This window comes from Streptomyces prunicolor NBRC 13075 (assembly GCF_000367365.1).
GTDB lineage: Bacteria > Actinomycetota > Actinomycetes > Streptomycetales > Streptomycetaceae > Streptomyces > Streptomyces prunicolor.
On sequence record NZ_BARF01000085.1, the window covers coordinates 64,994 to 79,759 of the forward strand.

The 14,766-nt window shown below is 71.0% G+C and carries 13 protein-coding genes; 5 read left to right on the forward strand and 8 right to left on the reverse strand.

Features of this window, described 5'->3' with window-relative positions; genetic code table 11:
• Nucleotides 1-183 precede the first annotated feature (183 nt).
• Both SPR02S_RS36155 and SPR02S_RS36160 read left to right on the forward strand, forming a co-directional pair.
• Nucleotides 184-1,392 (forward strand): AAA family ATPase, encoded by a 1,209-nt coding sequence (locus tag SPR02S_RS36155; protein WP_019061898.1) that lies wholly within the window; start codon nt 184-186, stop codon nt 1,390-1,392.
• Between the two features lie 20 nt (nt 1,393-1,412).
• Nucleotides 1,413-3,032, forward strand: a complete 1,620-nt coding sequence (locus tag SPR02S_RS36160) for a vWA domain-containing protein (protein WP_019061899.1) — start codon at nt 1,413-1,415, stop codon at nt 3,030-3,032.
• Nucleotides 3,033-3,378: 346 nt separating this feature from the next.
• On the opposite strand, the gene SPR02S_RS36165 is transcribed toward SPR02S_RS36160, so the two are convergent.
• The 5 genes from SPR02S_RS36165 to SPR02S_RS36185 form a co-directional block, all read right to left on the reverse strand.
• The gene (locus tag SPR02S_RS36165) at nt 3,379-4,362 is read right to left on the reverse strand and encodes an AraC family transcriptional regulator (protein WP_019061900.1); all 984 of its coding nucleotides are present in this window, start codon (nt 4,360-4,362) and stop codon (nt 3,379-3,381) included.
• 339 nt (nt 4,363-4,701) lie between these two features.
• Entirely contained in the window at nt 4,702-4,869 is a 168-nt protein-coding gene (locus tag SPR02S_RS61900; protein WP_019061901.1) for a DUF4235 domain-containing protein, read from the reverse strand.
• On the reverse strand, nt 4,866-5,246 hold the full coding sequence (locus SPR02S_RS36175) for a DUF3618 domain-containing protein (RefSeq protein ID WP_019061902.1): 381 nt from the start codon (nt 5,244-5,246) through the stop codon (nt 4,866-4,868). The genes SPR02S_RS61900 and SPR02S_RS36175 overlap by 4 nt, the downstream gene beginning before the upstream one ends.
• Nucleotides 5,243-5,392, reverse strand: coding sequence for a hypothetical protein (locus SPR02S_RS66275; protein ID WP_019061903.1), 150 nt, complete (start codon nt 5,390-5,392; stop codon nt 5,243-5,245). Before SPR02S_RS66275 ends, SPR02S_RS36175 begins: the two co-directional genes overlap by 4 nt.
• Before the next feature lie 1,055 nt (nt 5,393-6,447).
• Nucleotides 6,448-7,617 (reverse strand): magnesium and cobalt transport protein CorA, encoded by a 1,170-nt coding sequence (locus tag SPR02S_RS36185; RefSeq protein WP_026151167.1) that lies wholly within the window; start codon nt 7,615-7,617, stop codon nt 6,448-6,450.
• Between the two features lie 150 nt (nt 7,618-7,767).
• Between SPR02S_RS36185 and SPR02S_RS36190 the strand changes: the two genes are divergently transcribed.
• Entirely contained in the window at nt 7,768-8,919 is a 1,152-nt protein-coding gene (locus SPR02S_RS36190) for a winged helix DNA-binding domain-containing protein (protein ID WP_019061905.1), read from the forward strand.
• A 60-nt stretch (nt 8,920-8,979) separates the two neighbouring features.
• On the opposite strand, the gene SPR02S_RS36195 is transcribed toward SPR02S_RS36190, so the two are convergent.
• Complete coding sequence (locus tag SPR02S_RS36195) at nt 8,980-9,627, reverse strand: LysE family translocator (RefSeq protein WP_026151169.1); 648 nt, start codon at nt 9,625-9,627, stop codon at nt 8,980-8,982.
• A gap of 65 nt (nt 9,628-9,692) precedes the next feature.
• Here SPR02S_RS36195 and SPR02S_RS36200 point away from each other — a divergent pair, with 65 nt between their 5' ends.
• Entirely contained in the window at nt 9,693-10,559 is an 867-nt protein-coding gene (locus SPR02S_RS36200; RefSeq protein WP_019061907.1) for a LysR family transcriptional regulator, read from the forward strand.
• A gap of 91 nt (nt 10,560-10,650) precedes the next feature.
• Nucleotides 10,651-10,833: a 4-oxalocrotonate tautomerase DmpI gene (dmpI, locus tag SPR02S_RS36205; RefSeq protein ID WP_019061908.1), complete on the forward strand. Its 183-nt coding sequence runs from the start codon at nt 10,651-10,653 to the stop codon at nt 10,831-10,833.
• A gap of 105 nt (nt 10,834-10,938) precedes the next feature.
• Here dmpI and SPR02S_RS36210 read toward each other — a convergent pair whose 3' ends face one another.
• Both SPR02S_RS36210 and SPR02S_RS36215 read right to left on the reverse strand, forming a co-directional pair.
• Nucleotides 10,939-11,730, reverse strand: a complete 792-nt coding sequence (locus SPR02S_RS36210; RefSeq protein WP_019061909.1) for a S1 family peptidase — start codon at nt 11,728-11,730, stop codon at nt 10,939-10,941.
• A 201-nt stretch (nt 11,731-11,931) separates the two neighbouring features.
• Nucleotides 11,932-14,748 carry an ATP-binding protein gene (locus SPR02S_RS36215; RefSeq protein WP_019061910.1) on the reverse strand — a complete coding sequence of 939 codons (2,817 nt, stop codon included), beginning with the start codon at nt 14,746-14,748 and terminating at the stop codon, nt 11,932-11,934.
• Nucleotides 14,749-14,766 lie beyond the last annotated feature (18 nt).

Below are 14,766 nucleotides of genomic sequence, written 5' to 3' on the forward strand. Positions count from 1 at the left end.
GGGGTCGGCGGACGAGGCGCTGCTGGACGTCGGGGTCGCGGACAAGGCGGGCGAGACGCCGGCCGCATGACTCCCTGTTCCTGGAGAGCCGTCCCGTCACTCGGCTACCTTGCACCTCGTCGTGGCCTCGCAGGAAGGGCCGTCTCGTCAGCCCAACAGGGCATCACAGGCTAGGAGTTGACAATGGGCCAGCTGGGCGCGCCAGGCGTGCAGGACACGGCCATGAGGCTGCGGGCGATCAGCGACGAGTTGTCGGACCGCTTCTACGAGCGCGCCGACGTGGTGCGGACGCTGATCGTGACGCTGCTGGCCGGACAGCACTCGTTGCTGCTCGGCCCGCCCGGAACGGCCAAGTCCGAGCTGGCCCGGGAACTCACGGGCAGGTTCGAGGGGGCGTCCTACTGGGAGATCCTCCTCTCGAAGTTCACCGCGCCGACGAGGATGTTCGGCCCCATCGACGTCGCGGCGCTGGCCCGGGGCGAGTACCGACAGGTCTACGACGGTCGCGCCACGACCGCGCACATCGCGTTCATCGACGAGATCTTCAAGTGCTCCACAGCCGCGCTGAACGAGACGCTGGGCTTTCTCAACGAGCGGATCTACCACCCCGAGAGCGGCGGCGAGCCGATCCACTGCCCCCTCATCGGCGCCATCACGGCGAGCAACGAACTGCCCAGCGGGGACGACACGGCCGCGATCTACGACCGGCTGCTGGTGCGGATCGAGGTCGGGTACCTGGAAGACCCCGCCCATTTCGCCGCGCTGGTCCGCTCCGCCGTCAGCCGCCCGGCGGCACCGACGCGGACCACGGTCGAGCTGGCCGCGTTGCGGCAGGCCGTGACCGAGGCCGTCCCGGCCGTGGACGTCCCCGACGTGATCGTGGACGCGGTGTGCACCCTGCGGGCAGCCCTGCGCCGCAGGGAACTCGTCGCCTCCGACCGCCGCTGGCGGCAGGCGGTGGGCCTGCTCCAGGCGTCCGCGTACCTCGACGGCCGCCCGGCGGTCGCCGAGACCGACCTGTCGGTGCTGACCCACGTGCTGTGGGACTCCCCGGCCCAACGCCCCACCGTCGAGCGCGAGGTGCTGCATCTGGTCAACCCCGACGCCAAGGAGGCACTCGACCTGGCCGACACCATCGACGAGCTGGAGGCCCAACTCGACGCCATGGCAGGGCAGTCCCGCGAGGCGCTGAGCGAGTGGGTCATCAAGAAGGCCCACAACCAGCTCGCCACAGCGGGCAAGCGACTGGAGAAGCTGCGCGCGGAGGCGGCGGGCGCCGGCCGCTCCACCGCCGCCATCGACCGGGTCACCGGCCGCCAGCGCGCCGTCCGCGCCCGCGTTCTCACCGAAGCGCTCGGCATGGACGCGAGCATGGTGCAGGCGCAGCTCTGAACACCGGGGGATCAGGACCCATGGACGAGACACGGGGCAGACTCGACGAGCTGGCGAGCCGGGCCGGGAGGTGGCTGGGCGGATCCGCCGCCGCGTCCGAGCAGCACACCACGGCCGTGGTCGCGGACCGGTTCGACCGGTTCACCTGGCAGGACACCTATGGGCAGTCGGCCGGACTGCGGGACCTGGCCGAGGAGTTGAACCAGCGCTACGACCACACCACCGACCTCCTGACCGACGCGTTCCTGGCCGCCTACAAGGTCGGACCGCGGTTGCGTGAGCGCGCGGAGATGGACCCCTCCAGGCTGGTCAACCACCAGGTCATCACCTCGCTCCTGGACTCACCGGAGTTCGCCGAGCTGCACCGGGAGACGGCCGGCGACCCCTACGCCGCAGCCATGGCCGTGCTCGCCCAGGCCACCGCGCTGCGCCGGATACTGGAGCGCTCCCGGGATGCCCAGGAACAGGCCGAGCAGGCGAAGAAGGCCCGGCAGGCCGCCGAGGGCGCGGCGACCGCCGTGGGCGAGGCGCTCCAGGCGGCCGTCGACCAGGCCGACGAGGACGGCACCGTGCCGTCCCCCGCCGACGATGCCGTACGACAGGCGGTCGAGGCCGCCGGCGCCGCCGAGGCCACTGCGCGGCAGGCCGCCCGGGACGCCGCGCAGGTCCGCACGGCGGCGGCCCCCGGTATCCGTGCCGCCGCGCGGAACGCGGTGGCGAAGGCCGCCGAGGGCGCACGGCAGGAGACCGCGCTGATGCGGGCATGGGGAGTCGGTCCCGGCGAGCTGGAGCGGATGCCGTTCGATCAGCGGGCCCGGCTCGCCGAGCGGCTGCGCACCGGCCGGCTCGCACAGTGGGCCCAACTGATCGGCCGTTTCCGGCAGATGGCCGACGGCGAGCGCGCCCACAAGGTCGACAACGCCACCGGAGAACTGGTCGGCGTCACCCTCGGCAACGACCTCTCCCGCGTCATCCCCTCCGAACTGGCCAACCTCGGACTGCCCGCCCTGCGCGCCGTGTTCGCCGCGCGCTACGCCGCCGGGGAGCTGATGCTCTACGACAGCCAGGGCGAGCAGCGCACCGGCCAGGGCGCCGTCATCGCGTGCGTCGACACCTCGCACTCCATGTACGAGGCGGGGCCCGGCGGAGTCACCCGGGAGGCGTGGGCCAAGGCGTGTGCCCTGGCGCTCCTCGACCAGGCCCGCCACGCGGGACGGGACTTCGTCGGCATCCTGTTCTCCGCCGCCGACAAGCTCCAGGTCTTCCGCTTCCCGGCCGACCGGCCCGCCGGCCTCGCCCAGGTCCTCGACTTCGCGGAGACCTTCCTCGGCGGCGGCACCAGCTACCAGCGGCCGTTGTCGGCGGCCGGCGAACTGCTGGAGGCGGAGTTCAACGACACCACCCGCGCCCGCGGCGACATCGTGATGCTCACCGACGACGACTGCGGCGTCACCGAGACATGGATGCGCGGCTGGAACGAGGCCAAGCACCGGCTGGGCTTCCGTGTCTTCGGCCTGGCCATCGGTGCCCCGCGCGTCGCCGAAGCCGACTCGGTCCTGGACGCCCTGTGCGACAACCTGCGCTCCGTCGAGGACCTCACCGACGTCCACGCCGCCGCCGACCTCTTCCGCGTGATCTGAAGCCCCAGGCCGCTCACCTGAGGCTTCACAAAGAGCGGGTGACGAGATCGGTACGGTCAAGGTCCGGGCCGGCGCCGACCCCGGCCCGGACCTTGACCGGTGTTGGGCAGCACACCGTGGCGGGGTACAGGCCACATGTGCGCTGCCGACCCGCCCGCGGCTGTTGGGGGGCGCCAACGGGCGGTGACCGGCCCGAAGGGGTGGAGATCGGCCGGCCGATGTCCGCGCGGCGGACCGAAGAGGCGGACGCGCGAACACCAGAAATCTACGACGTGGTGGCCGCCGTGCACGATCCACTGAGCGCGGCTGTTGTCCGCACAGCGCGGGGCGATGGCGTGGGCCGTGGTCACCCGGAACGCAGTGTCTGCGAGGGCAACTCGCCGAAGCGGGCTCGATAGCGGGACGCGAAGCGGCCCAGGTGGTCGAAGCTCCAGCGATGGGCGACCTCGCTCACGTTCACCTCGCCCGGCGTGCCGCGGCGCAGCTCGTCGTGGGCGCGGGTGAGGCGGACGTCGGTGAGGTAGGCCAGCGGGGTCATGCCGACGTACTGCTGGAAGGCTTCTTGGAGTCGCCGCACGCTCACTCCGGCGAGCCCGGCCAACTCTCCTACCGTGAACGGGTGTTGCGGCATGCTGTGGATGGCCTCGACAGCACGCTTGACGGGGCCCGGGCGCAGGGCGGAGTTCGGTCGGTCGAGCTCGTCGCGATAGCGGTGGCCGGTGGCGAGGAGGAGCCCGGTCAGCAGGGCCTCCTGGAGCGGGCGGGCGACCATCGGCCGGGTGAGCAGCCCGCCGTCCTGTATCTGGTCGAACACCGCGCGGATCATCCGTACCCAGCTCAGGCCCGCGCCGTGCGCGACGTCGAGTTCGGGTGTGAGGACGACGGGGGTGCGCAGCGGTCGGCCGAGAAGGCGTTCGAGTTGACCGTTGAGGGCCTTGGGATCGATCTTCACGGCCAGCATGGAGCAGTCGGTGCTCACGCGGTCCAGGGCCGTGTCGCCGTGCGGCTGGAAGACGGCCGCGTTCGCGGCGGTCGCTACCGCGTTGGTGTGCGTACCTTGACGCCAGGTCAGGTGGCCGCCCATGGGGATGTCCACGTGGTAGGAGCCGAGTTCTCCGAACCGTATCCGCACCTCCGCGCCGAAAGAGAGTCGTCCGAGGGTGAGCGGACCGAGTGCGGCGATGTCGTACCGGGCCGTGAACTCGGCACTGCCCTCGGGCACGTCGATGAAGTTGGCGTAGAAGCGTTCTTGGAGGACCTGCCGAGCCTCGTCCACATCCGTCGTCCGGAACTTCAGCACATCCTGGCCCTGGTTGGGCGAGTGGTGCATACCGCAACCTCCTGCGCCGTTGGACCGTACGAGAAACGGTGCACATTATCGCCACCCATTGCCTGCCGCCGTGTCCCTGATCTTCTGCCGCACGGCAGATTTGGCCGGAACGAGACGTCGCCTCGGGCTGAACCTCTCGGAGATCTCGGCTCGGAGGCGCAACGATTCCCTCTGGGCGGCGGGCGGGCGGCCGAGACCTGGAAGCGGGTGTTGCCGGCAACCGAGGGCGGAGCACGACGAACGCCCGCCGGAGGAGGTGAAGGGTGTCTCCGCCCGGAAAGGCGGCTGCCTGTCGGCGCCCGGCGGGGTTCGGCTCGTGGGGGACGCCGACAGGAGTGATCAGCCGGGCCAAGTGCCGGTCAGCCGACGGGTGGCGGTGGCGTCGGGGGTGCCCTCGTCATGGCCGAGCCGTTTCCAGACCTGCTTGAACGCCGCACCGGCCGGCATGCCGCTGAGGGCGCCCATGGCCAGGCCGAGTGGTTTGTCAGCGATCCTGCTCGCTTTCATCGGTGCTTCCTGGAGCGGCGGATGAACAGCAGCGCGATGAGCGCACCGGCCGCGGCGAGCAGCGGGGCGCGATTGGCCCGTGCCGCCTGTAGGCCCTGGCCGGCCTTCTCGCGTACCGGCTCCGGGGTCTTTTCCTGCACCACATGAACCACGTGTGCGGCCGTGTCCCGCAGTTGGGCCTTGGCCTGTGTCGTCTTCTCCTCGACCTGCTGCTTGACGGTGTCCGTCTTCTCCTGGGTGCGGGCCTTGACGTCGGCCTTCGCCGCGAGCGCCTCGACGGTCTCGCCGAGTTCCTCGCGCGTCGCCTCGACCTGCTCACGGAGTTCCTCCGTGGAGGGTGTTGCCTCATCGCCCGTGTGCGGTTTGTCCTCGGTCATCGCTGTGCCCTCTCCTTGATTTCGGCCACGTAGGCCTTGACGCTGTCGATGGTCTGTTCCGGCGTCGGCGGGGACGCCTTGCCGATCTCGGCGTTCTCGGCAGGCCCTGTGGCGTTCGGCGTTCGTTCGTGCTCGCCGGAGGTCATGGACTGTCGTGGACGGCGATCAACCGGCCTTCTCCTGCCACCGTCTGATCGTGTGTCCGTGTACCCGGGCAAGGACGCCTCACCGCTTGTCGGAGCAGACGTCACCACAGCGGCCGGGACGGAGAGGTGGTGCGCGCCGCTGCGTACCCGCTCCGCAGTCGGTCCAGTTCGGCGCGTTCATGGTTCCGGACGTCCAGCGGGTGACGGGAAAGCCATGACCGGCGCCCTCGCCGCTTGACGGACGGCACGTGGTCAGTGCTGGGTTTCGTCGCCGTGGCTGCGCAGGAGTTCCTTCATCTTGGCCGGTAGTCAGGTGCCGGGACTGCTGTTGCGGCACGACCAAGGTGTCGGGCGTCGGCCCAAGGCGCCGGAGGACCAGAGGGAAGCCTGGCCGCTGGAGACCGCGCAGCGCGTACGGGAGGCGATCAACGCGCGCTCCGCATCGCCGTCATGCTCGCGCTTGGCTGCAGGTTGCCGCAGGGCGAGGTCTTCGGGTTGTCGCCGGAAGACGTCGACTTCGCCCGTGGAGTCCTGCGCATCCGCCGACAGGTCCAACTCCTCGGCGGGCGGCTGTACTTCACCTTGCCGAAGGGCGGCGGCGCGGTCCGGAGCCCGACCAGGAGACGAGGAAGTTCCCGCTCGCCATCACCACGACGTACGGCAACGCCCTTCGCGCGAACATCCTCAACGCAGAGGTGTGGAAGCCGGCCCTGGCAGCCGCCGGCGTCATCCCCATGCGACAGAAGGGCGAACAGCGGAAGGCGTCGCGCAAGGACGGCTTCCACGTGCTTCGGCACACGTACGCCCCGGTCATCCTGGAAGCGGGCGAATCCCGGAGGTCGGAGGCAGGGGGCGCGGGGCCATCGACGCTCTGCTCAGCCAGCCTGCGCTTCAGCGGCGAGTCGTCCGCGGGTCAACGCCCGCGATCGCAGGAGACCGCGCGCATCGGAGCGCGGCTCATTCTCCCCGGATTCTCCCCAGCGGCCTCGGAAGCGCCGTCGGAGCCCGCGTTCCGGGCCGCAGCCACTCCCGGGAAAACCTCCGGGGGTGATTACTCAAAGCCAGTCTTTCCGCTTGAAGATGACGTACAAACTGGTGCATACGACCGCCATCAGGATGATCGCGAAGGGATACCCGAGCACCCAGTGCAACTCCGGCATCCGATCGAAGTTCATCCCGTAGATCGTCCCGACCAACGTCGGCGCGAACAGAATCGCCGCCCAAGACGAGATCTTCTTGATCTCCTCGTTCTGCTCGAACCCCGCCTCCGCCAACGCCCGCATCTCCGCGTTCTGTTGCTGCGTGACCAGCGTCGCGTTCACCGTGAGGATGTCCGTGAGGGCCTGGCGGAAGCCGTCGACTCGTTCGCTGGTGTGGGTGACGTGGTCGGCGACGTCGCGGAGGTAGCGCTGGAGTTCCTCGTCGGTGCCGTACTTCGCGAAGCCGGCCATCAGGCTGTGCAGCATGCCCACCAGGGGACGGGTGGCGCGCTGGAACTCGACCATTTCGCGGGAGAGTTCGTAGATACGGCGGGAGACCTGCGGTTCGCTGCGGAAGACCTCCGTCTCGATCTCGTCGATGTCGATCTGGACGCCGGCGACCACGGGCGCGTAGCCGTCGACGACCGCGTCGAGGATGGCGTACAGCACCGCCTCGGGGCCGAGCCTCAGCAACTCCGGTGATTCCTCCATGCGTTGGCGGACCGCCGAGAGGTCGGGGGCCGCGCCGTGCCGGACCGTGATCACGAAGTCCGGGCCGACGAAGACGTGGAGTTCGCCGAAGTCGACCTCCTCCGTCGTGTCCAAGTAGCGGGCGGCGCTCAGGACCACGAACAGCGTCTCGCCGTAGCGCTCCAGTTTCGGGCGCTGGTGGGCCTCCATCGCGTCCTCGACCGCCAGCGGGTGGAGGTCGAACTCCTCGGCCAGGGAGAGGAGTTCACTTTCGGTGGGGCGGGCGAGGCCGATCCAGGCCATGCCGGAGGGCTGTTCGCGCAGCTCGCGGAAGGTGTCGGCGAGGGTGTCCGGTGCCGAGACCCGCACGCCGTCCCGGTACAGGGCGGCCTGGACGACGCTGCCCGCGTCGGACGGTTCCAAGGGGGGTGTGTCGGCGGCCGATGCAGAGGGCTTCGGCGCGGGCGGCGGGGGCGGGGCGGGCGTGCGGCGCCAGCCGGATGTCCTGCCGTTCCCGTCGTTCTTCGAGGTAGGGCGGGCGCGCCGCTGGGGCATCGCGGTGCCTCTCGATCGAGCCTACGTCTGCGTGATCACGGAGCACGAGCAGGATATACGGGGCAAACGACCTGGGCGTGTGAACCGGATCCCGGATTCGGTGAGAGTTGCGGACGGAAGGTGTCCGCAACCGCCGCTAGCGTGCGGAGCATGACGACCAAGGCAGCCAAAGCGACCAAGGTGGCGAAGGGGACGGCCATGGCGAAGGCCGCCCCCGTACTCGACATCCGCGCCCTCAACCGCGCCACCCTCGACCGGCAGCTCCTCCTGCGCCGCTCGCCGCTCTCCGCCCGCGCCGCTGTCGAGCATCTGCTCGGCCTCCAGGCCCAGAACGTCAAGCCGCCGTACTACGCCCTCGCCGCCCGCCTCGCCGGATTCGTACCCGAGGAGCTGTCCGGGCTGATGGCCGAGCGGGAGGTCGTCCGGATCGTCACCATGCGGTCCACCATCCACACCCACACCGCCGCCGACTGTCTCAGCCTCCGCCCGCTCGTGCAGGCCGCCCGTGACCGTGAGCTGGGCAATTTCCGCAAGGGGCTCGTCGGCGTCGACCTGGACCGGCTCGCCGTGCGCGCCCGTGAGCTCGTCGAAGTCGAGCCGCGCACCATGAAGGAGTTGCGTGAGGCGCTCCTCGTCGAGTGGCCGGACGCCGACCCGCAGGCTCTCGCGATCGCCGCCCGTTGCAAGCTCCCGCTGGTCCAGGTCACCCCGCGCGGGCTGTGGGGGCGCAGTGGTCAGGTCGCGCTCACCACCGCCGAGCACTGGCTGGGCCGGTCCGCCGAGCCCGCGCCCGCACCGGACGAGACCGTGCTGCGCTACCTCGCCGCCTTCGGCCCGGCCTCCGTCAAGGACATGCAGACCTGGGCGGGCCTGACCCGGCTGCGGGAGGCCTTCGAGCGGCTGCGCCCGCAGCTCGTCACCTTCTCCGACCCGAACGGCGTCGAACTCTTCGATCTCCCGGACGCGCCCCGCCCCGCCGCCGACACCCCGGCCCCGCCGCGCTTCCTGCCCGAGTTCGACAACCTGCTCCTCTCCCACGCCGACCGCACACGCGTCGTACCGCCCGAGTACTGGGGCCGCGCCTGGCAGGGCAACGTCGCCCACCGCACGTTCCTCGTCGACGGGTTCCTCGCCGGGGTCTGGAAACTCGACGACGGCGACGGCCACCTCGTCGTCGAGCCCTTCGGCAAGCTGACCAAGGCCCAGCAGCGCGACGTGGTCGCCGAGGGGGCGCGGATGCTCGGCACCATGCACACGGGGACGTCGTACGACATCCGGTTCGGGACGGTCGTACAGCCGTAGAACCCAAGGACCCAAGGACCCAAGGACCCAAAGACCCAAAGACCCTGGAACCGTGAAGGCTCAGTCCGCGCGGCCCGTCACCGCGACCGTCACTCCCAGGCCGATCATCGTGAAGCCGCCCGCGCCGCCGATCAGGGACAGGCGGCGGTCGGAGCCGGCGAACCAGGTGCGGGCCGCCGAGGCGGTCAGGCCCCACAGGGTGTCCGTGACCAGGCCGATGGAGATGGGGATCAGGCCGAGCAGGAGCATCTGGAGCGGGATGTGTCCCGCCGAGTGGTTGACGAACTGGGGGAGTACGGCGGCGAAGAACACCACGCCCTTGGGGTTGGTGACGCCGACGAGGGCGCCGTCGAGGACCGTGCGGAGGTCGCCGCGGGGCTCCGTCGTGGGGCCCGCCCGCATCGCCGAGGCCTTGAATTCCTTGCGGTGGCGGAACGCCTGGACGCCCAGATAGATCAGGTAGGCGGCGCCCGCCAGTTTCACCGTCAGGTAGATCGTGACCGACCGTTCGACCAGCGCGCCGATGCCGAACGCCACCGCTGTCACCAGGACATACGAGCCGAAGACGTTGCCGAGTGCCGTCGCCACCGCCGTACGGCGGCCGTGGGCGAGTGCGCGGCCGATGACGAACAGGACGCTGGGCCCCGGGATCACGATCACCAGCAGCGACATCGCCGCGAAGGCGAGACAACGGTCCGTGGACACCATGCGTATCACTCCCATCCGCCGGTCATTGAAACAGGCGTCAAGGAGTCCCCTCTAGAGTCGGGGCCATGGAACTGCGGCAGCTCGGCTATTTCGTGGCGGTCGCCGAAGAGCTGCACTTCGGGCGGGCGGCCGAGCGCCTGCACATCGTGCAGTCGGCGGTCAGTCAGCAGATCCAGCGGCTGGAGCGGGAGTTGGGCGCCGAGTTGTTCGACCGGTCGCCCCGGCGGGTGCGGCTCACGGGGGCGGGGGAGCGGCTGCTGCCGGAGGCACGGGCCGTGCTGGCCGCCGCCGAGCGGGCACGGGCAGCCGTCGCCCCGCCGTCAGGGCTGCGGATCGGCACCAGTACCGGGCTCGGCGCGCATCTGGACCGGGTGCTCGGCGCGTTCGCAGAGCGGGCGCCGGACGTGCCCGTCGAGCTGTTCTCGCTGCCGGTCGGTGAGCGGCTCGCGCGGGTCGCGGGTGGGCAGTTGGACGCGGCGTTCGTCCGGGCGGTGGAGCCGGTGCCGGGTGTGCGGGTGCTGCCGCTGTGGGCCGATCCGCTGGTGGCGGCTGTCCCCGCCTCGCATCCGTTGGCCGCGCGGGCGGAGATCCGCGTCGAGGAACTCGCCGCGCTGCCGTTGGCCATCACCGAGCGGCGGAACAATCCCGCACTCGTCGATCTGGTCGTCGGCGCCTGCCACGAAGCCGGGTTCGAGCCGCCGCACGGACCGGTGAGCGGCTCACTCCAGGACACACTCGCGAGCATCGGCGCGCGTCCGCTGTGGACGGTCGTCTACGCCGCCCACGCGCGCGTGCTGCACAGCCCGCGTGTGGCCTTCGTGCCGTTCGCGGCGCCGGGCCTCACGCTGTCGACGGGCCTGGCCGTGCATGCCACCGACCAGCCTCCGCATCTGGACGCCTTGCTGCTGGCCTGCGGCGATCACGAGAACTGATCGCTGCGGTCGCCGACTGCTTCTTGGTCGGGGACGTCCGACGCGATGGACTGGAGTCACCCAACAGGCAGATCAATCAAGGGAGTCCAGCATGCCCATCGTGACCGTCCAGCAGGGTCCGCGTGACGTCGAGCTGAAGCGGGACCTCGTCAAGCGGGTCACCGACGCGTTCGTCGACGCGTACAAGATTCCCGCCGAGAGTGTGCAGGTGTGGATCCACGAGGTGCCGGCCGACAGCTGGGGCGCGGCGGGGAAGCTCACCGCCGACAAGTAGCGGAACCGTTGCCCCGCACATGGATAGGGTGCGTTGCGGGCTGCTCGTGGAAGCCCGCAACGCACCCTGGTATTTCCCTGAGGGATGCTCAGGAGTTCTTCCGGGTTACGAGTTGACCTGTGTGGTCACCAGGCTGGAGAACTTGGTCAGCCGGGAGTAGACCCCCGGGTAACCCGCCTCGGCACAGCCCTCGCCCCAAGAAGTGATCCCTGCCAGGACGCCCCCGATGAGCAGGGGACCGCCGCTGTCGCCCTGGCAGGTGTCTACGCCGCCGGATGTGTATCCGGCGCAAACCATGTCGGTCGCGATGAAGTCCGAACCGTAGGAGCTCTTGCAGCTGGTGTCGGACACGATCGGGACGGTCGCGGTCCGCAGCTGGTTGGAGGAGCTGCCGTTCTCCGAGGTGGTGCCCCAGCCGAGGATGCGGGCCGTGGCGCCGGTCGCGTACACGGAGGTGTCCGTGGAGGCGACGTACTTCGCCGTGGTGTACGGCATCGACGTCGACAGCGTCAGCACGGCCACGTCATTGCCGTTGGTGGCGTCCGTGTAGCTGGGGTTGATCCAGATCTTGCTGACCTTGCTGACGGTGCCGTTCGTACCGTTGAGGTACGTGCGGCCGCCGACCACGCGGACGCTGCTGGTGGTCTCGCCGACCATACAGTGGGCGGCGGTGACCACCTTGGTCGCGGAGACGAGCGTGCCGCCGCAGAACTGGTTCTGCGAGGCGTCCGTGATCTGCATGACGAACGGGTACGCCGTCGTCGTGGTCGTGGAACCGCCGACGATGGGCTGGGGGGCTGCCACAGCGGTGGGGGCGCTGAGCAGTGCGGTCGCTGCGGCAGCGGCTGCTGCTGCGACGACTGCGGTGGTTCTCTTGGCGCGGTTGAGCCCGAACATGAGTCTCCTCATTGGCTTGCCGGTGGGGGTCGCGCGGGTGTGGGGGGTGCAACGGGGGTCGCGGGACCGACCCCCGTATGCCCGGGCGAGCGGCACACCCATAAGCTAGAACCCGGAACACCCAGCTCCCAATGAGGGAACCCCCTAGGGGAGTTGGGCAGGGAAAACCCTCGGTCGCCGCACAGTAAACCCGTAGGGTCCTCAGTTCGGACGGCGCCCCGCCGCCAGTCGGACGATATCCACCCGCGAGCGGATCCCCAGCTTGCGGTAGACCCGGGTCAGGGTCGCCTCCACCGTCTTGACGCTGATGAACAGCCGGGCGGCGATCTCCCGGTTGGTGGCGCCCTCCATGACGAGCGCGGCGACCTGACGCTCCATCGAGGCCAGCCCGTCGAGCCCCTCCAGGGTGGGCGTGGGTGTGGGCACGGGCGTCGGCTCCGGCGCCCTGACGACGGTGGCCTCGTCCACCTGCCGCAGCCAGGGCAGCGCCCGGCAGCGCCGGAACAGCCGGGTCGCCTCGTCGTACGACGTCGGTCCGGGCTGTCCGGTGCGCAGCGACGCCAGCGCGAAGGCGGCGCGGGCCTCCTCCAGGCCGTAGCCCAGCTTGGCGAGGCGGTCCTGGACGGACGTCAGTTGGGCGACGGCCTCGTCGTGTTCGCCGCGGGCCGCCCGGACGAGTGCCTCGGCGCGGTCGAGTACGGCGAGGACGCTCTCGCGGCCCAGGCGCAGCGCCCGTTCACGGGTCACGTCGATGACGTCCTGGGCCTCGGTGATCTCGCCGATCCGGACGAGGGCCTCGGCGAGGTCGCCGTGCCAGCGACCACGCGCCGGGTCGGTCACCCCTAGGGCCTGCTCCAGTTCCCGTACGCGGCGCAGCGAGCGGACGGTGCCGTGCGCGTCCCCGGCGACCAACTGGGCGTATCCCAGGGCGCCGAGGGCACGGGAGAGATACATCTGGTCGCCGTCCTCCTCGGCGTGCTCGACCGCCTCCCGGGCCAGCGCGAGGGCCTCCTCGACGTCACCGCCGGAGGCCTCGGCGAGCGCGGTGAGCATCGCGGACGCGGTCTGGCCGATGCCGGAGTCGCGGGCCAGGCGCAGGCCTTCGCGGGCCAGGTCGAGGGCGCGGCCGCAGTGCCCGGAGCGCAGTTCGGTCTCGGCGAAGCCGCGCAGGAAGTGCACCTCGCTCTCCACCGAGCCGCGCCGCCGCACCTCGCGCAACAGCGCGGTGATGGTCGCGCGGGCCTCGGGCAGCTGATCGCTCATCACCAGCCAGCGGAACCGGGCCGAGCCCGCGCCGTTGTGATGGCACGCCACCCTCGGATCCTGGGGCTCCTTCAGCGCGCGCTTGATGGTGAGGGGCGCGTCAGGGTGGCCCATCAGGGTCTCGGTCTGTGCCTGGAAGGAGAGCGCGAGGAGTTCGGTGCGCCGGTCGCCGGCGCGCGCGGCGAGTTCGGCCGAGCGCGCTGTCTCCGCGCGGGCCTCGGCGAAGTCGCCCTCAACCAGTAGGGCGCGCCAGGCCAGTTGGTAGCGGACCAGGGCGAGCAGCCGGGGGTCGTCGCCCGCGTCGGCGAGGGCCTGCGGGAAGACGGCGTCGACGTCCGCCATCGAGTGGCCGGCCGTGTCGATCACGATGATCCAGGCCCGCACCCGCTCGGCGGGCACCGAGGTCCGGGTCAGCACCTCGCGGGCGATGTCCCGGGCGAGGTCCAGCTCGCCCGCGGTGATCGCGTCCTCGGACGCCTGCAACCGCCGCTCGTCGGGGCCCGGCACGCTGTCGGCCGGGGTGTGCCGGGCGGCGAGCAGTCCGAGCGAGGCGGCGACCGAGGGCGCCCCGCGGTCGCGGGCCAGGGTGGCGGCCTCGGCGAGCCGGGCGGCGACCTCCGGGTCGGTACCGGTGGTCGCGAGGGCGAGATGCCGGGCACGCTCGATGGGGTCCGAGGCGGCGGTCGACAGCGCGGCGTGCGCGGCCCGCCGCTCCTGCGCGGGGGCCTCGGCGTACAACGCGGCCGAGATCAGCGGGTGCGCGAACCGTATGGCGGGCGCCTCGGGTTCCGTTGCCAGCAGGCCGAGTTCGGCGGCCTGGGCGGTCTCGGCCTCGGCGTTCTCGCGGCCGGCGTTCTGCAGCAGGGACACTGTCGGGCGGGCGCCCGCGCTCGCGACCAGGAGCGTGCGGCGGGCCTCGGCAGGCAGCATGTCCAGCCGGCTCAGCACCAACGCGCGTAGCGAAGTGGGCACCGGCAGCGGCTCGCCCGGTCTCGGCGGGGTCGGGTTCTCGGCCAACGCGCGCCCCAACTCCAGCGCGAACAACGGGTTTCCGCCACTCGTACGGTGGATCTCGCGGACCGTGGAACGCGGCAGCCCGGTGTACCCGCGATGGTCGAGCAGCGCCGACACCTGCGCCCGGGACAGCGGGCTGAGCCGGAACGCGAGGGTGTCCGGCGGCGACGCGCTCAGATACCGGTCGTACTCCTGGCCCTCGGTGCGCACCGCGAACACCATCTGCACCTGGGTGTCCCCGAGCCGCCGCGCGGCGAACCCGAGCAGCTCCGCGCTGGCCGGGTCCAGCCACTGCAGATCATCGGCTACGACGAGGACGGGACCGTCGGCCGCGAGGGCGCGCAGCGCGGACAGGACGGCGAGGCGCAGGGCGAGGCCGTCGCGCTGGAGGGAGGACTCGCCGCGGCCGGTGAGCGCGGATTCCAGTGCCGTGCGCTGGGCCACGGGCAGCCGCTCGGACACCTCGTCCAGGACCAGACCAAGGAGGTCCGCGAGGGCCAGGAAGGGGAGATGGGATTCGGACTCCGTGGCCGAGCAGCGCAACACGGTCCGCGCCGTCTCGCCGTATTCCGCGGCCAACGCCCGCAGGACGGTCGACTTTCCTATTCCGGCGGGCCCGTGGAGCAGCACACTCCCGCCCTCGGCGAGCTGGTCACGGGCGGCGTTGAACATCTCCTCCCGGCCGATGACCAGGTCGGGGCGCGTTCTGGCAGGCTCCTTGAAGTCCCGTCGCACGGTCACCGCTCCCCTCGTGTGTCG

Coding starts and splice junctions, on each gene's coding strand:
- SPR02S_RS36210 (WP_019061909.1), bottom strand. CDS start 11,730: ATGTTCGGGCTCAACCGCGCCAAGAGAACCACCGCAGTCGTCGCAGCA.
- SPR02S_RS36160 (WP_019061899.1), top strand. CDS start 1,413: ATGGACGAGACACGGGGCAGACTCGACGAGCTGGCGAGCCGGGCCGGG.
- SPR02S_RS36200 (WP_019061907.1), top strand. CDS start 9,693: ATGGAACTGCGGCAGCTCGGCTATTTCGTGGCGGTCGCCGAAGAGCTG.
- SPR02S_RS36165 (WP_019061900.1), bottom strand. CDS start 4,362: ATGCACCACTCGCCCAACCAGGGCCAGGATGTGCTGAAGTTCCGGACG.
- SPR02S_RS36155 (WP_019061898.1), top strand. CDS start 184: ATGGGCCAGCTGGGCGCGCCAGGCGTGCAGGACACGGCCATGAGGCTG.
- SPR02S_RS36185 (WP_026151167.1), bottom strand. CDS start 7,617: ATGCCCCAGCGGCGCGCCCGCCCTACCTCGAAGAACGACGGGAACGGC.
- SPR02S_RS66275 (WP_019061903.1), bottom strand. CDS start 5,392: ATGACCTCCGGCGAGCACGAACGAACGCCGAACGCCACAGGGCCTGCC.
- SPR02S_RS61900 (WP_019061901.1), bottom strand. CDS start 4,869: ATGAAAGCGAGCAGGATCGCTGACAAACCACTCGGCCTGGCCATGGGC.
- SPR02S_RS36175 (WP_019061902.1), bottom strand. CDS start 5,246: ATGACCGAGGACAAACCGCACACGGGCGATGAGGCAACACCCTCCACG.
- dmpI (WP_019061908.1), top strand. CDS start 10,651: ATGCCCATCGTGACCGTCCAGCAGGGTCCGCGTGACGTCGAGCTGAAG.
- SPR02S_RS36190 (WP_019061905.1), top strand. CDS start 7,768: ATGACGACCAAGGCAGCCAAAGCGACCAAGGTGGCGAAGGGGACGGCC.
- SPR02S_RS36195 (WP_026151169.1), bottom strand. CDS start 9,627: ATGGTGTCCACGGACCGTTGTCTCGCCTTCGCGGCGATGTCGCTGCTG.